Source organism: Streptomyces sp. NPDC056479, from assembly GCF_042795335.1.
Taxonomy (GTDB): Bacteria; Actinomycetota; Actinomycetes; order Streptomycetales; family Streptomycetaceae; genus Streptomyces.
Map to the genome: position 1 here is coordinate 84,045 of NZ_JBHTRZ010000004.1, position 25,702 is coordinate 109,746.

The window sequence follows — 25,702 nt, forward strand, 5'->3', positions numbered from 1 at the left end:
CCGCGCCCATAGAAACCCTAGGGGATGATCGGCCTCGATCCTGCCGTACTGATGACGGCCGTACGGGGGCGAGGACGTACAAGTCGCCTTCGCGAGTTCCGGTCACCACGGGGGAAAGCGCGCTCTGTGACGCAACGCGCACATGCGTGCTACGGAGTCCGCGAACTGACGGGCCGTAGACCTTCGAGCAGGGTGTCGACCATCTGCTCCGCCAGCCCTTCGGGCAGGTCGGCGTCCGGGCGCATGACGGCGCGCACCAGCATCGGGCCGAAGATCATGTCGTTCATCACGTCCACGTCGATGTCCGCGCGCAGCTCGCCGTTCTCCTGTCCTCGGCGCAGGATCTCGTGCTGTCGGCGGCGCCGCGGCTCGACGACGATCGCGTGGTAGGCCTCCCAGATCTTCGGGCTGCGCTTCATCTGGGCGATGACGTTGTGCAGGAGCACCGACGACCGGGTCATCAGGCCGCGCCGGCGCAACTGCTCCAGCAGCGTCACGACATCGTCGCGCACCGAGGTGCCGGGCAGGTCGGGGTCCGGGGGCTCGGCGGCGCGCACGACGTCGACGAAGAGCTCCTCCTTGCCGTTCCAGCGGCGGTAGATGGTGGCCTTGCCTACGCCTGCGGTGCGGGCGATCCGCTCGATGGACAGCTCCGCGAGCGGCACGCCCTCCTCCAGCAGCCCGATGACGCCCTCGATGATGGACCGCTCCACGGCCTCGCTGCGGGGCCGGCCTCGGACGGGCCCGTCCTGCCGGGGGTGGCTGTCGGCGAGGCTCACTTGGTCGGTCCTTTCCGTGGGTGGTGCTGATTGTCCCCCGGTCGGGAGGCCGCCGGGTACGACGGCCGGTTTGCCGCGTGTCCTGACCGGCCGCTTCCGGCCTCCTACTCCGATGCCACCAACTCCCGCTCCTCCTCGCCCTCCTGAGGTGCCGTCGGCCGCCCCGGCAGGAACAGCGCCACGACCACCGCGCCGACCACCGCGACGCCCGCTCCCCACAGCGCCGTGATGTGCATGGCGTGCAGGAACGCGTCGTGCGCCGGGCCGATCAGGGCCTCGCCGCGCGGCCCCAGCTTGTCGGCGACACCGAGCGTGGCCTCGATGGACTCGCCCGCCGTGTGCCGTACGCCCTCCGGCAGTGCCGTCAGCCGGTTCTCGATGTCGCCGCGGTACGCCGTCGACAGGACCGAGCCCAGCACGGCGATGCCCAGGGCGCCGCCGACCTGGCGGAAGGTGTTGCTGAGGGCGGAGGCGGAACCGGCCTTCTCACGGGGCAGTGCCTGCATGATGACGACGCTGATCGGCGTCATGATGTGGGCCATGGCGGCGCCCATGAGGAAGAAGACGACCTCGAGGATCCAGATCGGCGTGTCCGCCTCGAAGGTGGCGAACGCGGCCAGCGTGAGCGCGATGAGCAGCATGGCGCCGGTGGTCGTGGCCCGGTTGCCGAACCGGTCGACGAGGAGCCGGGCGCGTGGCGCGAAGATCATCTGGGCGACGGCGAGCGGCAGCATCAGCAGGCCGGTCTGCAGGGGCGAGTAGCCGCGCACGCTCTGGGTGTAGAAGACCGAGAAGAAGGTCACGCCCATCAGCGCGAAGAAGACCAGCGCGATGACGCCGATCGCGGCGGAGAAGACCTTGTTGCGGAAGTACGTGATGTCGATGGACGGATGGTCGCTGCGCTTCTCGAACACGACGAAGGCGGCGAGTACGGCGAGACCTGCGCCGATGGTGGCGAGCACCGTCACATCCGTGAAGTCGGCGAGCTGGCCGCCCTTGATGATGCCGTAGACGAGCAGGACCAGGCCGACTACGGAGAGCACCACGCCGACGGGGTCGATTCGGCCGGGCTTCGGATCGCGCGAGTCCGGGACCAGCCACAGCATCAGCGCGAGCGCGAGCAGCACGATCGGCACGTTGATGAGGAAGACGGACCCCCACCAGAAGTGGTCGAGCAGCACACCGCCGGTGATCGGCCCGATGGCGATGGCGAGCCCGACACCGCCCGCCCAGATGCCGATGGCCTTGGGCTGCTCGTCGCGCTCGAAGACGTTCATCAGGACGGCGAGGGTGGCCGGCATGACGAAGGCCGCGCCCAGGCCCATCACCGCCCGGAAGGTGATCAGTTCGCCCGGGGAGCCGGAAAACGCGGCGAGGGCGGAGCCGATGCCGAACACGACGAGTCCGCCGAGCAGGACCTTCTTGCGGCCGAGCCGGTCGCCGAGGATGCCGGCGCTGAACAGCAGGCCCGCGAAGACGAGGGTGTAGGCGTTGATCGCCCACTCCAGCTCGCTCTGGGTGGCGCCCAGGCCGGTCGGGGCCGGGGTCGAGATGGTCTTGATGGCGACGTTCAGGATGGAGTTGTCCAGCACGACGATCAGCAGGCTGAGCATCAGCACGCCGAGGATCGCCCAGCGGCGCCTGTGCACGGCCTCCGGTATCCGGGACCCGGTGTCAGGGACGGGAGAAGTCATGTCCTCGAGCCTAGGAGATTTTCGATACGGCACCGTCTCGTATCGTAATTTCTTACCGAGAACTTACTCAGGGTGGATCTCACACGAGGGGGCCTGGCCCCGGCTGGCACGAAGTGCCACCATGGAGGGGATCCGGGGACGCCGTAAGGGCGCCTCGAGATGACATGAAGGAGCCGTTGCCATGACGCAGCTTTCGGCTGCCCAGACGCCTCAGGCGAAGCCCTCCGACGGCAGCAAGGCGCTGTACGGAGGAAAGAGCACCCGCCGTATCACCGTGCGCGACCTCGCCGCCGCCAAGGAGCGCGGCGAGAAGTGGCCCATGCTCACCGCTTACGACGCGATGACCGCGTCCGTGTTCGACGAGGCCGGCATCCCGGTCATGCTCGTCGGCGACTCCGCGGGCAACTGTCACCTCGGTTACGAGACCACGGTGCCGGTGACGCTCGACGAGATGACCATGCTTTCGGCGGCCGTCGTACGCGGCACGTCCCGCGCCCTGATCGTCGGCGACCTGCCGTTCGGCTCGTACCAGGAGGGCCCGGTGCAGGCGCTGCGCTCGGCGACCCGGCTGGTGAAGGAGGCCGGCGTCGGGGCGGTGAAGCTGGAGGGCGGCGAGCGCTCGCACCGCCAGATCGAGCTGCTGGTCGAGTCCGGCATCCCGGTCATGGCCCACATCGGCCTGACCCCGCAGTCCGTCAACGCCATGGGCTACCGCGTGCAGGGCCGCGGCGAGGAGGCGGCGGCGCAGCTGCTGCGGGACGCGAAGGCGGTCCAGGACGCCGGGGCGTTCGCGGTCGTCCTGGAGCTGGTCCCGGCTGAGCTGGCGGCCGAGGTGACGCGCGTGCTGCACATCCCGACGGTCGGCATCGGTGCCGGCGCGGAGACCGACGCGCAGATCCTGGTCTGGACGGACATGCTGGGCCTGACGGGCGGCCGGGTCCCGAAGTTCGTCAAGCGGTACGCCGACCTCCGCCAGGTCATGGGCAACGCGGCGAAGGCGTTCGCGGAGGACGTGGTCGGCGGAACGTTCCCGCTGGAGGAGCACTCCGTCCACTGAGCCGAGCGCTCGCTCCGTCCGAGCCATTGCGGCACGAAGGCAGCCCGCCGATCTTCCCCCGTCGGCGGGCTGCCGCCTTTGGTCCGGCAGTCGTTCCGACAGATTGTTCCGGCAGATTTCGGCGGCTGTCGGTGCCCTGTCGGTGGTTTGTCGGTACGCCCTGGCACCGTCTTCCCCATGACGCGAATCGACAAGAAGCCGGGCGGCGCGAGCAGCGCCGTCTCCGTGCGGGGGTTGGTCAAGCACTACGGCGAGACCAAGGCTCTGGACGGTGTGGACCTGGATGTGCGTGAGGGCACCGTCATGGGGGTGCTGGGACCGAACGGGGCGGGCAAGACCACCCTGGTGCGGATCCTGTCGACACTGCTGGCGCCGGACTCGGGGCTGGCGACCGTCGTCGGGTACGACGTCGTACGCCAGCCCCGGCAGCTGCGCCGGGTGATCGGACTGACCGGGCAGTACGCCTCCGTGGACGAGAAGCTCCCGGGCTGGGAGAACCTGTATCTCATCGGGCGGTTGCTCGACCTGCCCCGCAAGGAGGCACGCAAGCGTGCCGACGAGCTGCTGGAGCGGTTCTCGCTGACCGAGGCGGCCAAGCGGCCCGCCTCGACCTACTCCGGCGGTATGCGGCGGCGGCTCGACCTGGCCGCCTCCATGATCGGACGCCCGGCCGTGCTGTTCCTCGACGAGCCGACCACGGGACTAGACCCGCGCACCCGCAACGAGGTGTGGGACGAGGTCAAGACGATGGTCGGGGACGGGGTGACCGTGCTGCTGACCACCCAGTACATGGAGGAGGCCGAGCAGCTCGCCTCCGAGCTGACCGTCGTCGACCGGGGCAAGGTCATCGCGGGCGGCGGCATCGAGGAGCTCAAGGCCAAGGTCGGCGGGCGGACGCTCCGGATCCGGCCGGTCGACGCGCTCCAGCTGCGCCCGCTCGCCGGGTACCTCGACGAGCTCGGCATCACCGGGCTCGCGACCACCACCGTGGACGCCGCCACCGGCACGATCCTGGTGCCGATCCTCAGCGACGAGCAGCTGACCGCCGTGGTCGGCGCCGTCACCGCGCGCGGGGTCACGCTCGCCTCCATCACCACCGAACTCCCCAGCCTGGACGAGGTGTTCCTCTCCCTCACCGGCCACCGCGCCAGTGCCCCGCAGGACACCGTGCCCACCGACGACCGCGAGGAGGTCGCCGTATGAGCTCCCGCCCGTCGCCCACCACCGCCCCGAACGAGGCGCTTCGCGCCACCCCTTCAATCACCATCACCACCCCCGCTCCCACGGACGACGCCCGGATCTCGCTGCGCGGGCATCTGCGGCACACCGGCGCGCTCGTGCGCCGCAACCTCCTGTGGATCCGCCAGGACCCGGAGTCGATGGCCGACGCGCTGCTGATGCCGGTCATCTTCACCCTGCTGTTCGTGTTCGTCTTCGGCGGCTCGATCGGGCAGGCGCTGGGCGGCGGGCAGGACCAGTACGTCCAGTACGTGATCCCCGGCATGATCGCGATGATGAGCATGACGCTGTCGCAGGGCGTCGGCACCGGGTTCAGCCAGGACTTCAACTCCGGTGTCATGGACCGCTTCCGGTCGCTGCCGATCGGGCGCGGCTCGGTGCTCTTCGCGAAGATCTCCGTGGAGCTGCTGCGGATGCTGTTCGCGACCACCGTGCTGATGATCGTCTCCGTCCTGGTGGGCTTCGACATCACCAACTGGCCCGGTCTGTTCGCGACGGTGGCCCTGTCCACGGCGTTCGCCTCGTCGATCATGTGGGTGTTCCTCACCCTGGGCGTGATCATGAAGAACGCGCAGTCCGTGCAGGCGATGGGCTTCCTGGTGCTGTTCCCGCTGCAGTTCGGCTCGTCGATCTTCGCACCGACGACGTCGATGCCGGGCTGGCTCCAGGCCTTCACCGACTACAACCCGCTGTCGACGCTCGCGGACGCCGCGCGCGGACTGATGGTGGGCGGGCCGGTGGCGCACGACCTGTGGGTGACCCTCGGCTGGTCGGTGCTCATCACGGCGATCATGGCGCCGGTCGCGATCCACAAGTTCCGCACCAAGAGCTGACGTAAGACCGCACGTCAGACCAGGGCGGCGGCCTCCCGGGGGGAGAGTCCGCCGCCATGTGCGTACGCCTCCTCGAAGGTCTCGTCGCCGAGTGCCGCACGCAGCGCCCGGGCGGCCTTGGCGTGGGTCTCGCGCTCGATCGTCGTCGGGGCATGGCTGCCCGGCAGCAGCACGTCGCCGGCGGCGAGACAGCGAGCCCCGTCGCGAGCGCGGCTCCCGCCGTCGGCGCCGGCCAGCGCGAGCGCGGCGATGTGCAGGTACATCGCGCGCATGTGCGGGGCCATGGCCTGGGAGAGCGGGTCCTCGGCCCGTTCCAGCGCCAGGCGGACCTTGTCCAGGCAAGCCTCGTAGCGGCCGTCGGTAGCCTCCACGAAGGCCTCTCCGCCCAGGATGAAGGCGTCGAAGATGATGAAGTGGGCGATCTTGAACTGCTCACGCAGCAACCGGATCTGTTCCCGCGCCTCGTCGGTCCGGCCGGTCAGGCAGAGCCACCCGCTGATGGCGAGCCGCGCGAAGGGCATCGCCTCGTTGCCCGCGCCGTCCGACCCCGCGATGACCTCGCGCAGCATCCGTTCGCCGCGCTCGGACTCGCCGGCCTCGATCAGCGCACTGCCGAGCCGTGCCTTGAGCACCTCGCCCTGCGCGCGGGCACCGAGCTGCTCGGCGATCTCGATCGCCTCCTCGTAGTCGGCGCCCGCGAGGTCGTAGCGGCCCTTGCGTTCATGGGACTCGGCCCGCGCGGAGAACGCCTCGGCGGTGCCCCACTGATCGCCGATGCGCCGGTAGATCTCCAGCGACTCCTGGGCGTCCCGGGTGGCGTCGCCCGCCCATTCGCTGCGGTTGGAGTACAGGTTGGCGCGCCACTGCAGGCTGGCGGCGAGCTCCCAGTCGTAGCCGGGTGTCTCGCGCGAGGTGCGGACGGTGGCGTCGACGACCGTCCGCAGCCGCTCCACGTCCCCGGAGAGCATGACGCCGAAGAACCACAGCATGCCGGGGACGCGGCAGGTCTGCGGCTGGCCGGGCTGGTAGGTGGCCGCGATGGACCGGAGCTTGCGTTGCGCCTCGGGGGTCTGCCAGGCGTCCAACTCGGTGTCCATGCAGGCCAGATGGACCAGGTGGGTACCGCGCCTGGCCTCTTCGAGGACCTCTCCCGTCCACGGCGGCGGGCTGGCCGTGCAGCGCTCCCAGACGGGGGCGGCGGGGCGGGGCGGCTCGGGGAACGGGTCCGGGCCGAGGGCCATGACCTCGCGGGACCAGTTGCGGGCCTCTATGCGCAGGTCGCGCATCTGCCAGTACCAGGCCAGCGACAGGATCAGACACATCGCCTCCTGCTCCTCGCGGCCGGCGACGGCGAACCGCAGGGCGGTGCGCAGGTTCTCGGACTCGCGCTCCAGCCGCTCGACGGCGGCGAGCTGGCCGGGGCCGCGCAGCAACGGGTCGGTGGTGCGGGCGAGTTCGCGGTAGTACGTCAGATGCGCGCGACCGGCCTCCGCCCGCCGCCCGCTCTCGTCGAGCCGTTCGCCCGCGTACTCGGCGACCGTCTCCAGCAGCCGGTAGCGCATCTCGCCGTCGCCCGAAGGGGCCGCCACCACGAGGGACTTGTCGACGAGCGAGCCCAGCGCCTCCAGCGCGACGGGCCCGCACACCGCCTCCGCCGCGGCGAGGTCGCATCCGCCGGCGAAGACGGACAGCAGCCGCAGCACTTCCCGTTCGCCCTCGTCCAGCAGCTCCCAGGACCAGTCGACGACCGCGCGAAGGGTCTGCTGGCGGGGCAGGACGGTGCGGCTGCCGGAGGTGAGCAACCGGAAGCGGTCGTCGAGCCGGTCGGCGATCTGGCGTGGAGTCAGCATGCGCAGCCGGGCGGCCGCGAGCTCGATGGCGAGGGGCAGGCCGTCGAGCCGCCGGCAGATCTCCGCGCACGCCGCGGCGGTCTCCTCGTCGGCCTCGATCCGGAAGCCCGGCCGCGCCGCCGCTCCCCGGTCGGCGAGCAGCCGCAGCGCGAACGGCTCGGGCAGCGGCTCGACGGGGCGCAGCAACTCGCCCGGTACGCCCAGGGGTTCACGGCTGGTGGCGAGCACCGTCAGCCCGGGACAGCGCTCCAGCAGCTCCTCCACGAGGCGGGCGGCGGCCTCGACGACGTGCTCGCAGTTGTCGAGGATCAGCAGCATGCGGCGCTTGCCGCAGTGCTCGGCGAGCCGCTCGACGGGGTCGTCGTACCGCTCGTTGCCCGCCGCCCGCATGGCTTCCGCGCCGGCGCCGTACAGCACGGTCTCGCGGGCGCCGACGGCGGTGAGCACGGCCTCCGGTACGGCACCGGGGTCGTCGACCGGCGCGAGCTCGGCCAGCCACACCCCGTCCGGCGCACCGTCCCCCACGGTCTCGGCGGCCTCCTGGGACAGCCGCGTCTTGCCGGCGCCGCCGGGGCCGAGCAGGGTGACGAGCCGGGCGGTGGTCAGGTCGCCCCGGATGGCATCGATGTCGCCTTCGCGACCGACGAAGGAGGTCAGGCGGGCGCGGAGATTGCCCGGGGCCACGGCGGCTGCAGGGGCGTCAGGAGTGCTGCGGGTGTCGGCGGGGGCGGTCATGGCGCGGACGATGTCGGCGGCCGGCGCATCGGGAACGCCGGGCACGTCGGCGGCGTCCACGGTGCGGGTGCGCGGTGCGCCTGTGCCGCCCGCGCCCCCGGGCCGGTCCTCCGTCGGCCGGAGCAGCTCCGCGTGCAGGGAACGCAGTTCCGGTCCCGGGTCCGAGCCGAGCCGGTCCGCCAGGAGGCGTCGTACGCCCTCGTAGGCGGCCAGCGCCTCCGCCGTGCGGCCCGCGTCGCGCAGGGCGCGCAGACGCAGGGCCTGGAGGGGTTCGTCCAGCGGGTGGCTGTCGCACAGGGCGGTCAGCTCGGGCAGGGACTGCTCGGCGTGGCCGAGGGCGAGGGCGGCGGCGTGGCGGGTGCGCAGGGCGTCGAGCCGGCGGGTCTGCTGCCGGGCCGCCTCGGCGGTGTGGTCGGGCAGGTCGGCGAGGGCGGGACCGTGCCACAGGGCGAGGGCGTCGTCGAGGACGCCGGCCGCCTTGGCGGGGTCGCCGTCGGCCAACGCGCGCGTGCCCTCGCCGACGAGTCTCTCGAACCGGTGCAGGTCGATGTCGTCGGGCGGGGCGGCGAGCCGGTATCCGCCCTCCGCCGAGAGAATCGCGTCCGGCCCGAGGGCCCGCCGCAGCCGCCCCACGAGCGCCTGCAGCGCGCCTGTCGCGTCGGCGGGCGGCTCCCCGCGCCACACCTCGTCGACCAGCAGCCCCACGGGCACGGTCCGGCCGGCCCGCAGCGCCAGCACGGTCAGCAGAGCGCGAAGCCGCGCCCCGCCGACCGGAACGGGGCGGCCGTCGGGGCGAAGTACCTGGGTGGTGCCGAGAATGCGATAGCGCACGGGATCCATTGTCTCTGGTGGAGTGGTGGACGGTCACAGGGTTGGGCGGCGGGGCGGGCGGCGGGAATGTGAGTGCCCCCACCCTCCACGGAACCAGCGCCCCACCGCGAGACGTTTTCCCCGTACGCCCGGTACGGTCGGGCAGTCCCCACGCGGTCCCGCGCGTGCACGAGAGCTCAGGGAGCCCCATGACCACCGCCCTCACCCGTCGCAGCGAGCGGCGGATCAGCCCCGTCTTCGTCGGGATCCTGGCCGTCACCGCGGTGACGGGCTGGGCCACCTGGACCGGGTTCGCCGAGCAGCCGGGGCTGGCCGTGTTCCTGTTCGTGACGGCCGCCTGGATCGTGTCCCTGTGTCTGCACGAGTACGCACACGCGCGTACCGCCCTGCACAGCGGCGACATCTCGGTCGGCGCGAAGGGCTATCTCACGCTCAACCCGCTGAAGTACACGCACGCGCTGCTCAGCATCGTGCTCCCGGTCATCTTCGTGATCATGGGTGGTATCGGTCTGCCGGGCGGCGCCGTCTTCATCGAGCGCGGGCGGATCCGGGGCCGCTGGCGGCACAGTCTGATCTCGGCCGCCGGACCGCTGACCAACGTGCTCTTCGCCGTGGTGTGCACCGCCCCGTTCTGGCTGGACGCGCTGGACGGCGTCCCCCGGGACTTCCGCTTCGCGCTCGCCTTCCTCGCCCTGCTCCAGGTCACGGCCGCGATCCTGAACTTCCTGCCGGTCCCGGGCCTGGACGGCTACGGCGTGATCGAGCCCTGGCTGTCGCACAACATCAAGCGCCAGGTGGAGCCGTTCGCCCCGTTCGGGCTGCTGTTCGTGTTCGCGCTGCTGTGGGTGCCGTCGGTCAACACCGCGTTCTTCGACGTGATCGACGCGATGCTGCGCGGGCTGGGCATCGGCGACTTCGACACGTACTGCGGTTACGACATGTTCCGCTTCTGGCGGGACCAGAACGAGCTCTGCACGATCGGCTCGTGACGTCGATCAGCCGGTGACGTCGATCAGCCGCTGACGGAGTCCCGTCGCTCGTCCCTGGCCCGCTTGAGGTAGTACCAGGTCATGTTCGACGACAGCCCCGCCAGCAGCACCCACACGATCCCGAGCCAGCTGCCCTGCGCGAAGGAGACCACGGCCGCGGCCACGGCCAGCACACAGACGATCAGGGCATAGACACCAAGGCGGGGCATTTCACTCGGCTCCTTCGGGGGACACTGCTACCCGACCAGTGTCCCCCATCCCCTCAGACGTCCGTGACGCGGAGCCCCGCGTGTGCCTTGTAGCGGCGGTTCACCGAGATCAGGTTCGCGACCAGCGCCTCCACCTGGTGGGCGTTGCGCAGCCGCCCCGAGAAGATGCCGCGCATGCCGGGGATGCGGCCCGCCAGCGCCTGGACGATCTCCACATCGGCACGCTCCTCGCCGAGCACCATGACGTCCGTGTCGATCTCCTCGATCTCCGGGTCCTCCAGCAGCACCGCCGAGAGATGGTGGAAGGCCGCCGTCACCCGGGACTGCGGCAGCAGGGCGGCGGCCTGCTCGGCGGCGCTGCCCTCCTCCGGCTTGAGCGCGAAGGCGCCCTTCTTGTCGAAGCCGAGCGGGTTGACGCAGTCGACGACCAGCTTCCCGGCCAGCTCCTCGCGCAGCGACTCCAGCGTCTTGCCGTGGCCCTCCCACGGCACGGCGACGATCACGATGTCGCTGCGCCGAGCGCACTCGGCGTTGTCGGCGCCCTCGATACCGTGCCCGAGCTCGCCGGCGGCGGCCTCGGCGCGCTCGGCGGCCCGCGAGCCGATGATCACCTTCTGGCCGGCCCGGGCGAGCCGGTAGGCGAGGCCCTTGCCCTGCGGCCCGGTCCCGCCGAGCACGCCGACGACGAGCCCGGAGACGTCCGGGAGGTCCCAGGGGTCCTTGGCCGGGGCCTTCACGGGGGCGTCGGCGGGCTGCTGTGCACTGTCGGAAGAGGTCATGGGCCGACTTTACGTCCGCCCCGCCCGCCCCGTCGGCTCAGGTGAGGCGGCTCACGGGCACCCGCTTGAAGGTGATGCTCTCGTACGGGCCGAAGTCGCCGGTCTCGTACAGGAGTCCGACCGTGTCGGCGTCGACCCGTACGAGATCGGAGTACGCGGCGGGCAATCCGTCCGCCGTGTAGGCGGACCGCCAGGTGACGCCGTGGTCGGTGGAGGCGCGGATGGTCATCAGGGCGCGGGCGGCGGGGTCGGCGGGGCCGGCGAAGAGCAGGACGTCGGGGTCGCGGAGCTGCAGGACGCTGCCCTCGCAGATGGGGGCGGACAGGCCGGCCTGCGGACGGAAGGGTTTCACCAGCGTCGCGCCGCCGTCCGCGGAGTAGGCGTCGGCGCGGTTGCCGGGGGACGGGGAGTCGTTGCGGGTGTTGAAGTAGACGCGGCCGTCGGGGAGTTCGGCGGCGGTGGTCTCGTTGACGTTGACGTAGCCGTCGGTGTTCTCGTCGATGTAGCCGATGCGCCAGGTGTTGCCGCGGTCGTCGCTGAGCAGACAGTGGCCGCTGTTGTAGCGCGCCTCCGTGCCGATGTCGTCGCCGGTGGGCGGGATGGTGTGGTTGGCCGCGACGACGACCCGGCCGCTGCTGAGCTGGATGGCGTGACCGGGCGTGGTGGCGTACCACCGCCACCCCGGCTTCTTCACCTGCGCGGTGATCTCCTTCGAACTCGACCAGGTGACCCCGTCGTCGTCGCTGTACCGCACCCAGATCCGGCGGCCGTCGGTGTCGCTCACCTCGCCGCGCAGGATGCCCGCCTCGGTGGCGGTGGCGTGGTTGCGGATGTAGACGAGCAGGATCCGGCCGGTGTCGAGGACGACGGGGGCGGGGTTGCCGGCGAGGTGCCAGTTGTTGTCGGCGACCACTCTGAGCGGGCCCCAGGTGCGGCCGCCGTCCGTCGACCGCCTCAGCACGATGTCGATGTGGCCGTGGTCGCCGGCGGAGTCGACCCGGCCCTCGCAGAAGGCGAGCACCGTGCCCTCTCCACTGACGACGACGGCCGGGATACGGAAGGAGGCATACCCCTCCTGGCCCGCACGGAAGGGAACAGTGGTCTCGGTCATCGTCGGGACTCCTCACCATGGCCGCCGGGCCCTCTGCTTCCCCATGCCGGGCGAATTCCCGGTGAACTCCCGGTCACGAGTGGTCGGCTACGGCAGGATGCGGTCGCATGGATGCCGTACGGGTCGCGTTGCTGCGCGAAGTGCTCGCCGGGACCGAGTGGTTGGGGGCCACCCGGCGGTTCGCGGGGGCGCTGCGGGCGTCGGCGGTGGCGCACGGGGGCGGGCTGCTGCTGGTCGGCACGCGGGAGTACGAGCCGTGGCATCTGGCGGCCCATCTGGTGGACGAGGCCGCGTGGTCGGGTACGCCGGAGCTGGCCCCGACACTCGTACGGCATGACGCGCGCGCCTCGGATCCGGCGCATCTGGCGGTCGGCCTCGGGCGGTTGGCGGCGGCGCGGCGCGGGGAGACGCTGCTGGTGGTGTCGCCGGCCGGTCCGGGCGCGCCGCTCCTTGAACGGGTGCACGACGCCCGGCAGGCCGGGGCGACGGTACTGGCACTCGGCACCGGCGAGGGCGAGCTGACGGCGATGGCCCACGAGAGGCTGGTCGTGCCTCAGGGCGCGGAGCTGGACCTGGACACGGTGCAGCACCTGGTGAGCGCGGCGGCCGGCGAGAACGCCGTGCCCTCTCCGAGGGGGCGCCGGCGGTTCCGGGACCGTCTGGCCCGCCTGGCGGAGTCGATGACGGCACCGCCACCGCCACGCTGGTGACCCTGACCGCCGGTGTCCGCGCCCGCAAAACCGGTTGCCTCCCGTGCCGCCCCCTTCGACCATGACCTTTCGTGACCGACGAATCCCCCACCGCGTCTCCCCCTCCCTCCCGGCTGCGCGGCGTACTCCCCGACCTCGCACCCTGGCGGGCCTCCGCCGACTTCCGGCGGTTGTGGCTGGCGGGCCTGGTCACCTACTTCGGCAGCTTTCTGACCTTCGTCGCGCTGCCCGTGCAGATCAAGGAGCTGACCGGGTCCGCCGCCGCGGTCGGGGCGATCGGGGCCGTGGAGCTGGTCCCGTTGATCGTGTTCGGGCTGTACGGGGGCGCACTCGCCGACGCGCTCGACAAGCGGAAGCTGATCGTGTGGACGGAGGCCGGGCAGGCGCTGCTGAGTGCGGCGCTGCTGGTCAACGCACTGCTGCCGAGCCCCGCCAGCTGGCCGCTGTACATCGTCGCGGCCCTTTCCTCCGCGCTGGTGTCGGTGCAACGCCCGGCCATGGACGCCCTGTTGCCGCGGATCGTGGCCCACGACCACCTTCCGGCCGCCGCCTCGCTCAACGCGCTGCGCTGGCAGGTCCGCGGGGTCGCGGGCCCCGCCCTGGCCGGTGTGGTCGTCGCGTACGCGGGGCTCGGCTGGGCGTACGGCGCGGATCTGCTGACCTTCGTCGTCTCGGTCGTGTTCGTCGTCGGCCTCGCTCCCTCCCCCGCCTCCCACGAGGCCGCGAAGCCGACCCTCAAAGCCGTCGCCGAGGGCGCCCGTTACGCCTGGAGCCGCAAGGAACTGCTCGGCACCTACGTCATCGACATCGCGGCGATGCTCTTCGCGCTGCCGCTCGCCGTACTGCCCTTCCTCGCCGACGAGTTGAACGCGCCCTGGTCGCTCGGGCATGGGGGTCCCCCCATGCCCTTAAGGCTATGGGGGAGTACGCCGCCATCCCGGCCGGCGCCATGCTGGTGAGCCTGACCAGCGGCTGGACCTCGCGGGTGCACCGGCACGGGCGGGCGGTCGTGCTGTCGGCCGCCCTGTGGGGCGTGGCCATCACGGCCGCCGGCATGTCCCGGAACGTATGGCCGGTGCTGCTGTTCCTGACCCTCGGCGGCGCCGCCGACATGGTCAGCGGCATCTTCCGCGGGGTGATGTGGAACCAGACGATCCCGGACGAGCTGCGCGGCCGGCTCGCCGGGATCGAGCTGCTGTCGTACTCCGTGGGCCCGCAGCTGGGCCAGACCTATATGGGCGGGGTCGCGGCCTGGCGGGGTGTGCGGACGGCCGTCTGGTCGGGCGGGCTGCTGTGTGTCGGCGCGGTGGGGCTGCTGGCGCTGTGTCTGCCGAAGCTGATGACGTACGACGCGCGCACGAACGAGCACGCGGTACGGCTGCGGGAGCAGAGGTCGGCGGCAGCAGCCGCACCGGTGCCGGCGGAGGGCTGACCGCCCGGCGTCAGTCCTCGTCCGCCGGGCCCGTCGGGGCGTCGTGCCACCTGGGGTCGTTCTCCCACTCCAGGTTGCGCTCCCGGGCCAGGTCCATCGCCTGCTGGGCCTCCTGACGGCTGGCGTACGGCCCGAAGCGGTCCTTGGCCGGGCACTCCGGGCCCTCCTCGACCTTCTTGTGGACGAGGCAGTAGTACCACTCGCCCGGTTTGCCGACCGTGCGCTTCTTGAACAGGGCCATGACCCGCTCCTTTCGCCTGAGATCGCCACGGTCATGGTCCCCCATGGCGGCTGTCTTAGACTCGCTGGCATGTCTGGCCAGTCGCTGCTCGTACCAGGGGAGCTGTCTCCCACCCGTTCCGTACCCGGAAACATCCGTCGTCCCGAGTACGTCGGCAAGCCCGCGCCGTCGCCGTACACGGGCCCCGAGGTGCAGACCCCGGAGACCGTGGAGGCGATGCGAGTCGCCGGGCGGATCGCCGCGCGGGCGATGGCCGAGGCGGCGAAACTGATCGCCCCCGGCGTGACGACGGACGAGCTGGACAAGGTGGCGCACGCGTACATGTGCGACCACGGTGCCTACCCCTCCACGCTCGGCTACCGCAGCTTCCCGAAGTCCCTGTGCACCAGCGTCAACGAGGTCATCTGCCACGGCATCCCGGACTCCACGGTCCTGCGCGACGGTGACATCGTCAACCTCGACGTGACGGCGTACATCGGCGGGGTGCACGGCGACAACAACGCCACGTACCTGGTGGGCGACGTGGACGAGGAGAGCCGCCTGCTGGTGGAGCGCACCCGGGAGTCCCTGAACCGCGCGATCAAGGCGGTCAAGCCGGGCCGTCAGATCAACATCATCGGCCGCGTCATCGAGTCGTACGCCAAGCGCTTCGGCTACGGCGTGGTCCGGGACTTCACCGGCCACGGCATCAACTCGTCCTTCCACTCGGGCCTGATCATCCCGCACTACGACAGCCCGCACGCGACGACGGTCATCCAGCCCGGCATGACGTTCACGATCGAGCCGATGCTGACGCTGGGCACGCACGAGTACGACATGTGGGACGACGGCTGGACGGTCGTCACGAAGGACCGCAAGCGCACCGCGCAGTTCGAGCACACGCTGGTGGTGACGGAGACCGGCACGGAGATCCTCACGCTGCCGTAACCGAGCAGGTCACCGAGCCCGTCCTCCGCGCTGCGGGGGGCGGGTTTTCTCGGTACGCTTTTACCGACACAGCGTCGGCAAACCTATTGACTTAGGTAAGCCTAACCTCAGAAACTATCCCTATGGACTCCTTCTCGACAGTCATCCGCACCGCTTCCCACGAGCAGCACACGGAGGCGGAGACCTCGACGTTCATGAGCGACCTGCTCGGCGGCCGACTGGGCTTGGACGCGTACGCGCGGTACACCGAGCAGCTGTGGTTCGTGTACGAGGCGCTGGAGACCGGTGCCGAGCGGCTGGCGTCGGATCCGGCGGCCGGCCCCTTCATCCGGCCCGAGCTGTTCCGGCTGGCCTCGCTGGAGCGGGACCTGGCACATCTGCGGGGTCCCGAGTGGCGGTCCGGCCTCTCCGCGCTCCCGGCGACCCGGGCGTACGCGGACCGGGTACGGGAGTGCGCCCAGGAGTGGCCGGCCGGCTATGTCGCCCACCACTACACCCGCTACCTCGGCGACCTCTCCGGCGGGCAGCTCATCCGCGCCAAGGCGGAGAAGACGTGGGGCTTCGCGCGCAAGGGCGACGGGGTCCGGTTCTATGTCTTCGAGGAGATCTCCAACCCGGCGGCCTTCAAGCGGAGTTACCGCGAGCTGCTGGACGCGGTCCACGCGGACGATCTGGAGAAGCAGCGGATCGTGGCCGAGTGCAAGCGGGCGTTCGCGCTGAACACGGCGGTGTTCCGGGCGCTGGGCGAGGAGTTCCCGCTGTCGGCGTGAGCGGGCGGGAGCCCGGCCACGCAGGTGTCAGCGCTCCAGGACCACCCGGCCGCCGAGCTCGACCCAGTCACCGGGCTGGGGAGCCGTCAGAAGCTGTGAGCCCGCGCCCTGCGTGATGTTGAGCGCCCGGCCCAGCCGGTGGGTGAGCTGGATGGCCGCGGCACCGGTCGCCTCGTCCTCCTCGACCCCGTCGCCCCGCCCGGGAAACCCCCGGGCCCTGACCCGTCCGGCGGCCTCGTCCTCCCAGGCCCAGGCATACAGCCACTCCCCCGGCGGCGGCACGGCTAGATCATCGACCTCTGCGGCGGTCGCGTACCGTCGCAGGGTGCGCGGCAACGCCCAGTCCGCCCGCGCCTCGATCCAGCTGAACTCCCCGTCCAGCCGCGTGCCCACCACGCCGGCCTGGGTGACCAACTCGGGCACGTCGAGCAGCCAGGCCGTACCGACACACGGATAACCGGCGAAGGGCAGTCGTACGGAGGGCGTGTAGATGTCGATGACCCCGCGCTCGGGGTCGTCCACGAACACCGTCTCGCTGAAGCCGAGCTTGGCCGCGAACGCCTGCCGCTCCGCGGCGTCCGGGATCACGGATCCGTCGCGGACGACGCCGAGCTCGTTGCCGTATCCACCGGTCGGCCCGCAGAAGACCCGGAGGACGTCGTAGTCAGTCACTTGGGAATTGAAGCATCAGCCGAGAGCGAGCGCAGGGGCAGTACTCCGTGCCTGCGGGCCGGGGCGGTCCCGTACGTTCAGTACCAGCCGCCCCGGCCCGAGAAGTTCCCTGTGCCCCCGGTTCACGGGGACAGTCCTACGCCTCCGTACGCCGTCTGCGCATCGCGAACACCACGCCCGCGCCCGCCGCGACCGTCACCGCGGCAGCCGTGCCCAGCGCCGCCACCGGCACATCGGAACCGGTGCTGGCCAGGCCGCCGGTGACCCCGCCGGTCGTCGAGCCGGTGCCGCCGGTGGTCGAGCCCGTCGTACCGGAGGAGCCGCCGGTCGAACCGCCCGTCGAGCCCTCCTCGCCACCGTCGTCCGGCAGTTCGGCGTCCGCCGTGAGGGCCACCGACAGATCCGCGGGGTCGAGTTCGGTACCGGCGGTGTAGAAGTCGCCGAAGGCCTTCGCGCCGGCGGCGGTGAGGGTGGTCTTGACGTCGTCGGCCGTGATGACGTCGTTCTCGGCGGTCAGGTCGGACGCGCCCGCCTTGAGGTCGGCCAGCACCACGTCCTCGGTCTTGTCGCCGAGACCGGTGACATCGGCGGTGAGTTCGCCGGTGCCCTCGTCGAGGGTCGCGCGGAGGTTGCTCAGGGTGAGGTCGAGTCCGTAACCGCCGCTCTCGCCCTCGCCCTTGTGGCCCTTGAAGGTGACCGCGCCCTCGAAGCCCGCGGAGAGGGTGTCGGCGTCGGTGTCGTACTCCCCCGACGCGTCGGCGAAGGTGAAGACACCGTTGCCCGCGGCCTGCGAGGCGCCGCCCGAGGGCGTGATCTCGCCCTTCGCGACACCGCCCACGACATACGAGCGGAAGGACTGCTTGACGCCCCAGTCGAGCGTGCCGTCGGCTATGTCGCCCTGGGCGGGGGCCTCGGGGTCGGACTGGGAGGGGTCGGCGCTCGTGGACGGCGAGGCGGATCCGGTCGCCGTGGCCGTCGGGGCCGGGGACTGCGTGGCCGTCGCGGTGGGCGTCGGGGTCGGGCTCGGGGACTGCGTGGCGGTGGCCGTGGGCGTCGGCGTGGGCGTGGGCGACTGGGGCGGCGTCTTCTGCACGACCGTGAGCGGGTCCCCCGCCGCGCCCTCGTAGCTCGCGCTGCCGAGGGCGTCCGCGGCCTCCTTCGTCAGGGTGGTCGCCATGTCGGTCATCGCCCGGGTCACGGTGACGTCGGCGAGCGGCACGTCCTGCGTGGTCGTACCGGACTTGGTGACGTCGGCGGTGATCTCGGCGACCGCGCTGTCGAACCGTACGTCGGACAGGGCGATGTCGAAGCGGTGCAGCTGGGAGACGATCCGCAGGCCGCCCTTGAAGCCGAGGTCGACCGTGTGGGCGGTGGAGTCGTAGGTGCCGGTGCCTTCCGTGAAGGTGAACGCGCCGTTGTCGGCGGCCTGCGAGGCCCCGTCCGTCGCGGTGAAGCTGCCGGCCGCCATGCCGGTCACATAGGTCCGGTAGGACTGCTTGATGCCCCAGGTCAACTCGTAGCCGCTGAGCGGCACTTCGGCCGCCGAGGCGGTACCGGCGCCGAGGGCGGCGAGGGCGGTGGCGCCCAGGGTGGCCGCGGTGGCGACTGCGGCGGCGAGGGCCAGGGGACGGCGTCTGCGGTCGGTGGCGGACATGGTCGGGGGTCTCCTTGCTGTGGATGGGAGGTCCGCCGCGGCCGAGGGGCACGGCGGACGGGGCATGGGGTCAGTCCTCGTCGGGCGTGGGGACGGCCTGGGCCGCCGGCCGGGTAGGGCGCCTGCGCACGGTGACGAACGCGTAGGCCGCGCCCACCAGGACCAGGAACCCGGCCGCGAGGGCGATGGGCAGGGTGGGGACGCCGTCCTCGTCGGAGGTGCTCGCGACGGCTTCGGCGGACGGGTCGGCCGAAGCCGTCGCCTCGTCCGGCGTCCCGCTCGGCGTGGGGGTGCTGCCCAGGTCGGGCAGGGCGGGCAGTTCGGCGTCGTCGGTGGTGGCGACGGCCAGGGACACGGGGTCCATCCCGGTGCCCGCCCGGTACATCCCGCCGAAGGCCTTGCCGCCCTCGGCGGTGAGCTTCGCCGGGGCCTCGGTGACCTTCGCCAGGCCGTCCTTCGCCTTCAGGCCGTTGGCCGTGAAGGTGACCAGGGGCACCTTGTCGCCGGTGAATCCGGCGGCGGTCACATCGGCGTAGAGCGTGCCCTTGCCGTCCTCGACGGTGACACGGACGCCGCTCAGTCCGAGATCGAGGCCGTGCGCCCCGGTGAAGCGGACCGCACCCTTGAACGACGCCTGAAGGTCACCTTCCTTGAGGGTGCCCTCCCCGTCGGGGAACCGGAACAGCGCGCCGCCGTCCTCGGCGCCGGACGACAGGGTCCACTCGCCCTTGGCGATGTCGCCGGTGACGTACTCGCGGAACGTGCGGCGCACACCCCAGTCGACGGCACCGTCCATGAGCTTGCCGGCCGAAGTCTCCTTCTTCGCCTGGGACTTGGTGGCGCTCGGCGTGGGCGCCGGCTTCGTGGTCGCCGCCGCCCCCACGTCCGCCGACAGGCTCACCGGGTCGAGCGCGGTCCCGGCGGTGTAGTACCCGGCGAAGGACCGGGCGCCCTGCGCGGTGAGCGTGGCGGGGAGGTTGTTGAGGACGACCGCGTCGCCGCCGCCCCTCATGTCGATCCCGCCCAGGGAGAGGGAGGCGAAGGGCACCTGACTGGACGTCGTGACCGTCCCGGTGCCCTTCGCCTTGCCGGTGACGTCCACGTAGAGGGTGCCGGTGGAGCCGGAGATGCGGACGGTGGGACGGCTGAGGGTGAGGTCGAGCTGATAGGCGCCGGCGTCCGTCCGGTGGCCGACGAAGTGCACCCCGCCCGAGAAGGAGGCCCGGAAGGCACCCGTGCCGCCGTCGTACGTCCCCGTCGCCGAGTGGAAGCGGAAGCCGCCGCTGCCCACGGTCGCCGCGCCGCCGGTCAGGGAGTAACTCCCCTTCGCGATGGGCCCGGTGACATAGCTCTGGAACGAGGACTTGACGCCCCAGTCGAGCCGGCCGCCCTGCACGGTCCGGCTCGCGGCGTGCGCGGCCGTCGCCGGGAGCAGGGCACCGAGTACGGCCGCACAGAGCACGGCGACCAGAGCACGTGAACGGGCAGGCATGACAGGTCCTCCGGGGACGACGGACACGACGACCGGTAGCGAACGAAGGTAAGGCTAACCTAAGCTTTGCCCAGCTGGAACGGCAGTGGACCGAGAGAAACGGACGGGACCGTGCGACGTTTGCGCACACGACTGACGGGCGCACTGCTGGCGGCGCTCGCCCTGACGACGGCCGGCTGCGGCGGCGCGAGCCCCGCGCAGACCGGCACCGAGGGCACCGAGACCCAAGCCATCGCCAACCGCGTCGAGCCCCTCGCCGGGACGCCGGACCCCGACCTCCCGGTCACCGTCCGCTCCGCCGACGGCAGGAAGGTGACCGTCCGCAAGGCCGAGCGCGTCCTGCCCCTCTCCGGCAGCCTCAGCGAGATCGTCTTCACGCTGGGGCTCGGCGAGCGCGTCGTCGCCCGGGACATCACGGCCACCTTCGCGCAGGCGTCGAAGCTGCCCGTCGTCACCCGGGGCCACGACGTGTCGGCGGAGAGCGTGCTCTCGCTCAGGCCCGACCTGGTGCTCGCGGAGAGTACGACCGGGCCCGCCGAGGCCATGGACCAGATCCGTGCCGCGGGCATCCCGATCCTGGTCGTCGCCCCGGCACAGGGTCTCGACGACGTCGGTCCGCGCATCCGAGCCGTCGCCGACGCGCTGGGCGCAACGGCGGCGGGGAAGCGGCTGACCGAGCGCTCCCAGGACCGCATCGCCGCCGTACGCAAGGACGTTCCGCGGCAGAGCGAGAACCCACGGGTCGCTTTCCTCTATCTGCGCGGCTCCGCCTCCGTCTATCTCATCGGCGGCAGGGGCTCCGGCGCCACCTCCCTCATCGAGGCGGCCGGAGGAGTCGACGCCGGGGCCGAGTCGGGGCTCACGAAGGACTTCACCGCCATCACCAGTGAGGCCCTGGTGAAGGCGGCGCCGGACGCGATTCTCGTGATGAGCAAGGGACTTGAGTCCGTCGGCGGCGTCGACGGACTGGTGAAGATCCCGGGGGTCGCCGAGACCCCCGCCGGGATGGATCGCCGGGTCGTCTCGATCGAGGACGGCGCGCTGCTGAGCTACGGGCCGCGCACCGACCAGGTGCTCAGGTCGGTCGTGGAGCAGCTGTACAAGGGGGATGCGGCGTGACCGTACTGGAGAAGGCCGCGCCCGAGGTGGTGGCCGAGATGCCGCCCCGCAGACGGCACACCGCCGCCTGGCTGCTGACCACCGGCATGAGCGTCGCCCTCCTCGTCCTCGTCCCGGTCGCCGCCGGGATCGGCGCCTACCCGATCCCCGTCGGGGACGTCCTCTCCTCCGTGCTGCACAAAGCCGGGCTCGGTGACGGCCAGTTGGACCGGGTCGCCGAGTCGGTGCTGTGGAACGTGCGCTTCCCGCGGATCGTGCTCGCGCTGCTCATCGGGGCGTCGCTGGGATGCGCCGGGGCGCTGATGCAGGGCGTGTTCGGCAACCCGCTCGCCGAGCCGAGCACCATCGGCGTCTCCCTGGGCTCGGCGGTCGGCGCGGTCGCCGCCATCTCGCTCGGGCTGACCTTCCTCGGCAACTGGACGCTGCCCGCGATGGCGTTCGTCGCCGGTCTCGGCACCGTGCTGCTGGTGTACGCGATGTCCCGCTCGGGCGGCCGTACGGAGGTCGTGACGCTGATCCTCATGGGCATCGCGATCAACGCGTTCGCCGGGGCGCTCATCGGTCTGTTCATCTTCCTCGCGGACACGGCCGCGGTGAACCAGATCGCCTTCTGGCAGCTCGGCTCCCTCGCCCAGTCCACCTGGCCCAAGGTGACGGCGGTCCTGCCGTGCGCGGTCGTGGGGCTGGTGGTGGCACCGCTGTACGCGCGCCGCCTGGACCTGCTCGCGCTCGGCGACCGGCCCGCCCGGCACCTGGGGGTGGACGTGGAGCGGATGCGCGTTGCGTTGATCCTGGTCGTGGCGCTGCTGACGGCGGCCGCGGTGAGTGTGTCCGGGGTCATCGGGTTCATCGGCCTCGTCGTGCCGCATCTGCTGCGGATGGCCGCGGGGCCGGGGCATCGGTTCCTTGTTCCGGGGAGTGCGCTGGGTGGGGCGGTGGTGTTGCTGGCGGCGGATCTCGCTGCGCGGACCATTGCGGCGCCGGCGGAGTTGCCGCTCGGTGTCCTGACCGCGCTTCTCGGCAGTCCGTTCTTCTTCTGGTTGTTGCGTCGTACGCGGAGGCGACAAGGGGGGTGGGCCTAGGGGTCGTATGTCGACTGCGGGTGAGTGGGGGCTTGTCGCGCCCACGCGGCGGAGCCGCACATTGATACAGACCGCGCCCCTTGAGTTCTCCAGCCCCCTTCTCGACAAGGACCCCCTCCTGTGAGACTGCTCCGCCGTCGTCCCGTTCACCCCGCCCCCGCCGAACCCGGCGACACCCTCGCCGAAGCCGAGAACATTCACGTCCGGCTCGGTGCGCGCACCGTCCTGCACGGCGTCTGCGCGACCGTCCGGGCCGGTGAGGTGCTCGCTCTCGTCGGGCCCAACGGCGCCGGAAAGTCCACCCTGTTGAGCGCGCTGGCCGCCGACCTCCCGGCCGCCGAGGGTGTCGTACGGATTCACGGGCGTCCGGCGGCAGAGTGGACCGCGCCCGAACTCGCCCTGCGGCGGGCGGTGCTGCCGCAGTCGGCGATCCTCTCCTTTCCCTTCACGGTCGAGGAGGTCGTACGCATGGGCCGCGCGCCCCACGACACCTCCCCCGCCGAGGACGACCTCGCCGTCGCCGAGGCGATGGCCGCCACCGAGGTGAGCGAGTTCGCCGCACGGCCGTTCTCCGCGCTCAGCGGTGGGGAGCGGGCCCGGGTCGCGCTCGCCCGGGTGCTCGCGCAGCGTGCGCCGCTGCTGCTGCTCGACGAGCCGACGGCGGCGCTGGACCTGAAGCACCAGGAGTTGGTGCTGCGGGTGTGCCGGGAGCGGGCGCGGGCCGGGGACGCGGTGGTCGTGGTGCTGCACGACCTGGGGCTCGCGGCGGCCTACGCGCACCGCGTCGCGATCCTGCGCGCCGGACGGGTCGCGGCCGACGGGCCGCCGGCCGAGGTGTTCTCCGAGCGGCTGCTGTCGGACGTCTACGACCAGCCGGTCGAAGTGCTTTCGCATCCTCGGACAGGGGAGCTGCTGGTGACCCCGCGGCGGAACCTTTGACCATCCTTTGACTTCTCTATGGGGTCGATTTTGGCCACTTAGGTAATCCTTATCTGCGTTAGGCGAGCCTCACCTTGCTATGTGAGGCCCGTCACGCACCCTTTCCGGCCACCTCATGGAGCCTTCATGCGCACCGTCAGACTCCCCGTCACCACCGCCATCGCCGCCGTGGCGGCTCTGACTGCCGTCACCGGCTGCACCGAGAAGGGGAGTTCGGCAGGTGACGACCGGGTCGTCAGCGTGACCTCGACGGACGACAAGTGCGAGGTGTCGAAGAAAGAGTTCCCGGCCGGCCACGTCGAACTCGCCATCGAGAACAAGGGTTCCAAGGTCACCGAGGTCTACATCCTCTTCCCGGACGACCGCATCGTCACCGAGCGCGAGAACATAGGCCCCGGCACCAAGCAGACCGTCACCGCCGAGGTGAAGGCGGGCGACTACACCATCGCCTGCAAGCCCGGCATGAAGGGCGACGGCATCCGGCAGACCGTGAAGGCCACCGGCAAGGGCACGACCGCCAAGCGCGACCCGCGCCTCGACGAGGCCGTCGCCGCCTACCGCAAGTACGCGCAGGAGCAGGCCGACGAGACCCTGCCGCTCGCCGAGGCCTTCGCCAAGGCGGTCAAGGACGGGGACGTCGAGGCCGCGAAGAAGGCCTACGCCACCTCCCGCATCGGCTGGGAGCGCACCGAGCCGGTCGCGGAGTCCTTCGGCGACATCGACCCGAAGGTCGACGTCCGCGAGGACGGCCTGGAGGACGGCCAGGACCCGGCCACGGACTGGACCGGCTGGCACCGGCTGGAGAAGGCCCTGTGGCAGGACAAGAAGATCGGCGACCGTGAGAAGGAGCTCGCCGACCAGCTGATCACGGACCTGAAGGACTGGCAGAACCGGGTCGGCAAGGCCGAGATCACCCCGACCTCCATGGCCAACGGCGCCAAGGAACTCCTCGACGAGGTCGCCACCGGCAAGGTCACCGGCGAGGAGGAGCGCTACTCGCACACCGACCTGGTCGACTTCAAGGCCAACGTCGAGGGCGCGCAGAAGGCGTACGAGCTGCTGAAGCCGGTCGCGAACGAGAACGAGCCGGCGCTGGTCACCGAGCTCGACAAGCAGTTCGGCGCGCTGAACACGCTGCTCGACAAGTACCGGGCTGACAAGTCGTCGTACGACTTCACCTCGTACGACAAGGTCGGCAAGGCCGACCGCAAGGAGCTCTCGGACGGTGTCAACGCGCTCGCGGAGCCGCTGTCCAAGCTCGCCGCCGCCGTCGCCTCGAAGTAGGGACTGTCATGACGGAATCGACCGACGCCGCGACTCCCACCCGGCGTGCCCTGATCGGCTGGGGCGGTGCCGGGCTCGCGCTCGGTGCCGTCGCGGCCGGCGGTGCCGTGGCCATGACCCGCACCGGCGAGGACGTGGCTCCGGCCGCCGCCGAGACGGGCGCCGCGATCGACTTCCACGGCGACCGCCAGGCGGGCATCGCCACCCCGGTGCAGGACCGGCTGCACTTCGCCGCGTTCGACGTGAAGACCGACGACCGCGCCGAGTTCGTGCAGATGCTGAAGGACTGGACGTCGGCCGCGCGCCGGATAACCGCCGGACAGGCGGTCGGCGAGGGCGCGTACGGGGGTCTGGCCGAGGCGCCGCCGGACGACACCGGTGAGGCGCTGGGGCTGAAGCCCTCGCGGCTGACGCTGACGATCGGCTTCGGTCCTTCGCTCTTCGAGAAGTACGGGGAGGCGTTCGGTATCGCCGACGCCCGCCCGGAGGCCCTCGCCGAACTGCCGCACTTCTCCGGCGACAACCTGGACAAGAACCGCAGCGGCGGCGACCTGTGCATCCAGGCCTGCGCGGACGACCCGCAGGTCGCCGTGCACGCGATCCGCAACCTGGCCCGCATCGGCTTCGGCAAGGTCGTCATCCGCTGGTCCCAGCTCGGCTTCGGGAAGACCTCCTCCACCACCCCCGAGGAGCAGACCCCGCGCAACCTCATGGGCTTCAAGGACGGCACCCGCAACATCGCGGGGACCGAGACCGACCGGCTGCAGAAGTTCGTGTGGGTGGGCGAGAAGGACGGCCCGGAGTGGATGGCCGGCGGCTCCTACCTCGTCGCCCGGCGCATCCGGATGCACATCGAGACCTGGGACCGCACCTCCTTGCAGGAGCAGGAGGACATCATCGGCCGGGACAAGGGCGAGGGCGCCCCGGTCGGCAAGGCCAAGGAGCGCGACAAGCCGTTCCTGAAGGCGATGCTGCCCGACGCGCACGTCCGGCTGGCGCACCCCGAGTCCAACCACGGGGCGACGATCCTGCGCCGCGGCTACTCCTTCACCGACGGCACCGACGGCCTCGGCCGCCTGGACGCGGGCCTGTTCTTCCTCGCCTACCAGCGCGACCCGCGCACCGGGTTCGTCCGGATCCAGCGCAACCTGGCCCTGGACTCGCTCAACGAGTACATCCAGCACGTGGGTTCGGCGCTGTTCGCGGTCCCGCCCGGCGTCCGCGACAAGGACGACTGGTGGGGCAGCTCGCTGTTCGGCAAGGAGGCGTAGCCC

General features: G+C 71.4%; 22 protein-coding genes and 1 pseudogene. 13 read left to right on the forward strand and 10 right to left on the reverse strand.

Features of this window, described 5'->3' with window-relative positions:
• Positions 1-149: 149 nt before the first annotated feature.
• Both ACFQ6S_RS16900 and ACFQ6S_RS16905 read right to left on the reverse strand, forming a co-directional pair.
• On the reverse strand, positions 150-779 hold the full coding sequence (locus tag ACFQ6S_RS16900; RefSeq protein WP_383409500.1) for a TetR/AcrR family transcriptional regulator: 630 nt from the start codon (positions 777-779) through the stop codon (positions 150-152).
• A gap of 104 nt (positions 780-883) precedes the next feature.
• Positions 884-2,473: an MFS transporter gene (locus tag ACFQ6S_RS16905; RefSeq protein WP_383409503.1), complete on the reverse strand. Its 1,590-nt coding sequence runs from the start codon at positions 2,471-2,473 to the stop codon at positions 884-886.
• 181 nt (positions 2,474-2,654) lie between these two features.
• On the opposite strand from ACFQ6S_RS16905, the gene panB reads away from it, so the two are divergent.
• From panB to ACFQ6S_RS16920, 3 genes are all read left to right on the forward strand, one after another.
• The gene (panB, locus tag ACFQ6S_RS16910; RefSeq protein WP_383409507.1) at positions 2,655-3,530 is read left to right on the forward strand and encodes a 3-methyl-2-oxobutanoate hydroxymethyltransferase; all 876 of its coding nucleotides are present in this window, start codon (positions 2,655-2,657) and stop codon (positions 3,528-3,530) included.
• 177 nt (positions 3,531-3,707) lie between these two features.
• The gene (locus ACFQ6S_RS16915) at positions 3,708-4,733 is read left to right on the forward strand and encodes an ATP-binding cassette domain-containing protein (RefSeq protein WP_383409510.1); all 1,026 of its coding nucleotides are present in this window, start codon (positions 3,708-3,710) and stop codon (positions 4,731-4,733) included.
• On the forward strand, positions 4,730-5,602 hold the full coding sequence (locus ACFQ6S_RS16920) for an ABC transporter permease (RefSeq protein ID WP_383409512.1): 873 nt from the start codon (positions 4,730-4,732) through the stop codon (positions 5,600-5,602). Before ACFQ6S_RS16915 ends, ACFQ6S_RS16920 begins: the two co-directional genes overlap by 4 nt.
• Positions 5,603-5,616: 14 nt before the next feature.
• On the opposite strand, the gene ACFQ6S_RS16925 is transcribed toward ACFQ6S_RS16920, so the two are convergent.
• Entirely contained in the window at positions 5,617-9,027 is a 3,411-nt protein-coding gene (locus tag ACFQ6S_RS16925) for a BTAD domain-containing putative transcriptional regulator (RefSeq protein WP_383409515.1), read from the reverse strand.
• A 179-nt stretch (positions 9,028-9,206) separates the two neighbouring features.
• Between ACFQ6S_RS16925 and ACFQ6S_RS16930 the strand changes: the two genes are divergently transcribed.
• Positions 9,207-10,007, forward strand: coding sequence for a site-2 protease family protein (locus ACFQ6S_RS16930; RefSeq protein ID WP_383409517.1), 801 nt, complete (start codon positions 9,207-9,209; stop codon positions 10,005-10,007).
• Between the two features lie 23 nt (positions 10,008-10,030).
• On the opposite strand, the gene ACFQ6S_RS16935 is transcribed toward ACFQ6S_RS16930, so the two are convergent.
• The 3 genes from ACFQ6S_RS16935 to ACFQ6S_RS16945 are packed head-to-tail and all read right to left on the reverse strand — an operon-like array spanning position 10,031 to position 12,106.
• Positions 10,031-10,216: a hypothetical protein gene (locus ACFQ6S_RS16935; RefSeq protein WP_383409520.1), complete on the reverse strand. Its 186-nt coding sequence runs from the start codon at positions 10,214-10,216 to the stop codon at positions 10,031-10,033.
• Between the two features lie 53 nt (positions 10,217-10,269).
• Positions 10,270-10,995 carry an NADPH-dependent F420 reductase gene (gene npdG, locus ACFQ6S_RS16940; protein WP_383409522.1) on the reverse strand — a complete coding sequence of 242 codons (726 nt, stop codon included), beginning with the start codon at positions 10,993-10,995 and terminating at the stop codon, positions 10,270-10,272.
• A gap of 37 nt (positions 10,996-11,032) precedes the next feature.
• On the reverse strand, positions 11,033-12,106 hold the full coding sequence (locus ACFQ6S_RS16945) for an exo-alpha-sialidase (RefSeq protein WP_383409524.1): 1,074 nt from the start codon (positions 12,104-12,106) through the stop codon (positions 11,033-11,035).
• A gap of 107 nt (positions 12,107-12,213) precedes the next feature.
• On the opposite strand from ACFQ6S_RS16945, the gene ACFQ6S_RS16950 reads away from it, so the two are divergent.
• Both ACFQ6S_RS16950 and ACFQ6S_RS16955 read left to right on the forward strand, forming a co-directional pair.
• The gene (locus ACFQ6S_RS16950; protein ID WP_383409526.1) at positions 12,214-12,816 is read left to right on the forward strand and encodes a hypothetical protein; all 603 of its coding nucleotides are present in this window, start codon (positions 12,214-12,216) and stop codon (positions 12,814-12,816) included.
• Positions 12,817-12,887: 71 nt separating this feature from the next.
• A pseudogene (locus ACFQ6S_RS16955) lies at positions 12,888-14,248 on the forward strand (MFS transporter).
• Positions 14,249-14,258: 10 nt separating this feature from the next.
• On the opposite strand, the gene ACFQ6S_RS16960 reads toward ACFQ6S_RS16955, so the two are convergent.
• Positions 14,259-14,489, reverse strand: coding sequence for a hypothetical protein (locus ACFQ6S_RS16960; RefSeq protein ID WP_383409529.1), 231 nt, complete (start codon positions 14,487-14,489; stop codon positions 14,259-14,261).
• Positions 14,490-14,558: 69 nt separating this feature from the next.
• Between ACFQ6S_RS16960 and map the strand changes: the two genes are divergently transcribed.
• Together map and ACFQ6S_RS16970 are read left to right on the forward strand one after the other, a co-directional pair.
• Positions 14,559-15,416, forward strand: coding sequence for a type I methionyl aminopeptidase (gene map, locus ACFQ6S_RS16965; protein ID WP_383409532.1), 858 nt, complete (start codon positions 14,559-14,561; stop codon positions 15,414-15,416).
• A 122-nt stretch (positions 15,417-15,538) separates the two neighbouring features.
• A complete protein-coding gene (locus ACFQ6S_RS16970) occupies positions 15,539-16,186 on the forward strand; it encodes a heme oxygenase (biliverdin-producing) (RefSeq protein WP_383409535.1) in 648 nt (215 codons plus the stop codon).
• Between the two features lie 27 nt (positions 16,187-16,213).
• On the opposite strand, the gene ACFQ6S_RS16975 is transcribed toward ACFQ6S_RS16970, so the two are convergent.
• The 3 genes from ACFQ6S_RS16975 to ACFQ6S_RS16985 all read right to left on the reverse strand — a co-directional run bounded on the left by ACFQ6S_RS16975 (position 16,214) and on the right by ACFQ6S_RS16985 (position 20,004).
• Entirely contained in the window at positions 16,214-16,858 is a 645-nt protein-coding gene (locus ACFQ6S_RS16975) for a PhzF family phenazine biosynthesis protein (protein WP_383409538.1), read from the reverse strand.
• Positions 16,859-16,994: 136 nt separating this feature from the next.
• The gene (locus ACFQ6S_RS16980; RefSeq protein ID WP_383409541.1) at positions 16,995-18,512 is read right to left on the reverse strand and encodes an HtaA domain-containing protein; all 1,518 of its coding nucleotides are present in this window, start codon (positions 18,510-18,512) and stop codon (positions 16,995-16,997) included.
• Positions 18,513-18,582: 70 nt separating this feature from the next.
• On the reverse strand, positions 18,583-20,004 hold the full coding sequence (locus ACFQ6S_RS16985) for an HtaA domain-containing protein (RefSeq protein ID WP_383409543.1): 1,422 nt from the start codon (positions 20,002-20,004) through the stop codon (positions 18,583-18,585).
• Between the two features lie 120 nt (positions 20,005-20,124).
• Here ACFQ6S_RS16985 and ACFQ6S_RS16990 point away from each other — a divergent pair, with 120 nt between their 5' ends.
• From ACFQ6S_RS16990 to efeB, 5 genes are all read left to right on the forward strand, one after another.
• A complete protein-coding gene (locus ACFQ6S_RS16990) occupies positions 20,125-21,123 on the forward strand; it encodes a hemin ABC transporter substrate-binding protein (RefSeq protein ID WP_383409545.1) in 999 nt (332 codons plus the stop codon).
• A 38-nt stretch (positions 21,124-21,161) separates the two neighbouring features.
• Positions 21,162-22,205 (forward strand): FecCD family ABC transporter permease, encoded by a 1,044-nt coding sequence (locus tag ACFQ6S_RS16995; protein ID WP_383411250.1) that lies wholly within the window; start codon positions 21,162-21,164, stop codon positions 22,203-22,205.
• Between the two features lie 120 nt (positions 22,206-22,325).
• Positions 22,326-23,144: a heme ABC transporter ATP-binding protein gene (locus tag ACFQ6S_RS17000; protein ID WP_383409548.1), complete on the forward strand. Its 819-nt coding sequence runs from the start codon at positions 22,326-22,328 to the stop codon at positions 23,142-23,144.
• 126 nt (positions 23,145-23,270) lie between these two features.
• Positions 23,271-24,428 carry an iron uptake system protein EfeO gene (efeO, locus tag ACFQ6S_RS17005; protein WP_383409551.1) on the forward strand — a complete coding sequence of 386 codons (1,158 nt, stop codon included), beginning with the start codon at positions 23,271-23,273 and terminating at the stop codon, positions 24,426-24,428.
• An 8-nt stretch (positions 24,429-24,436) separates the two neighbouring features.
• Positions 24,437-25,699: an iron uptake transporter deferrochelatase/peroxidase subunit gene (gene efeB, locus ACFQ6S_RS17010; RefSeq protein WP_383409554.1), complete on the forward strand. Its 1,263-nt coding sequence runs from the start codon at positions 24,437-24,439 to the stop codon at positions 25,697-25,699.
• Positions 25,700-25,702 lie beyond the last annotated feature (3 nt).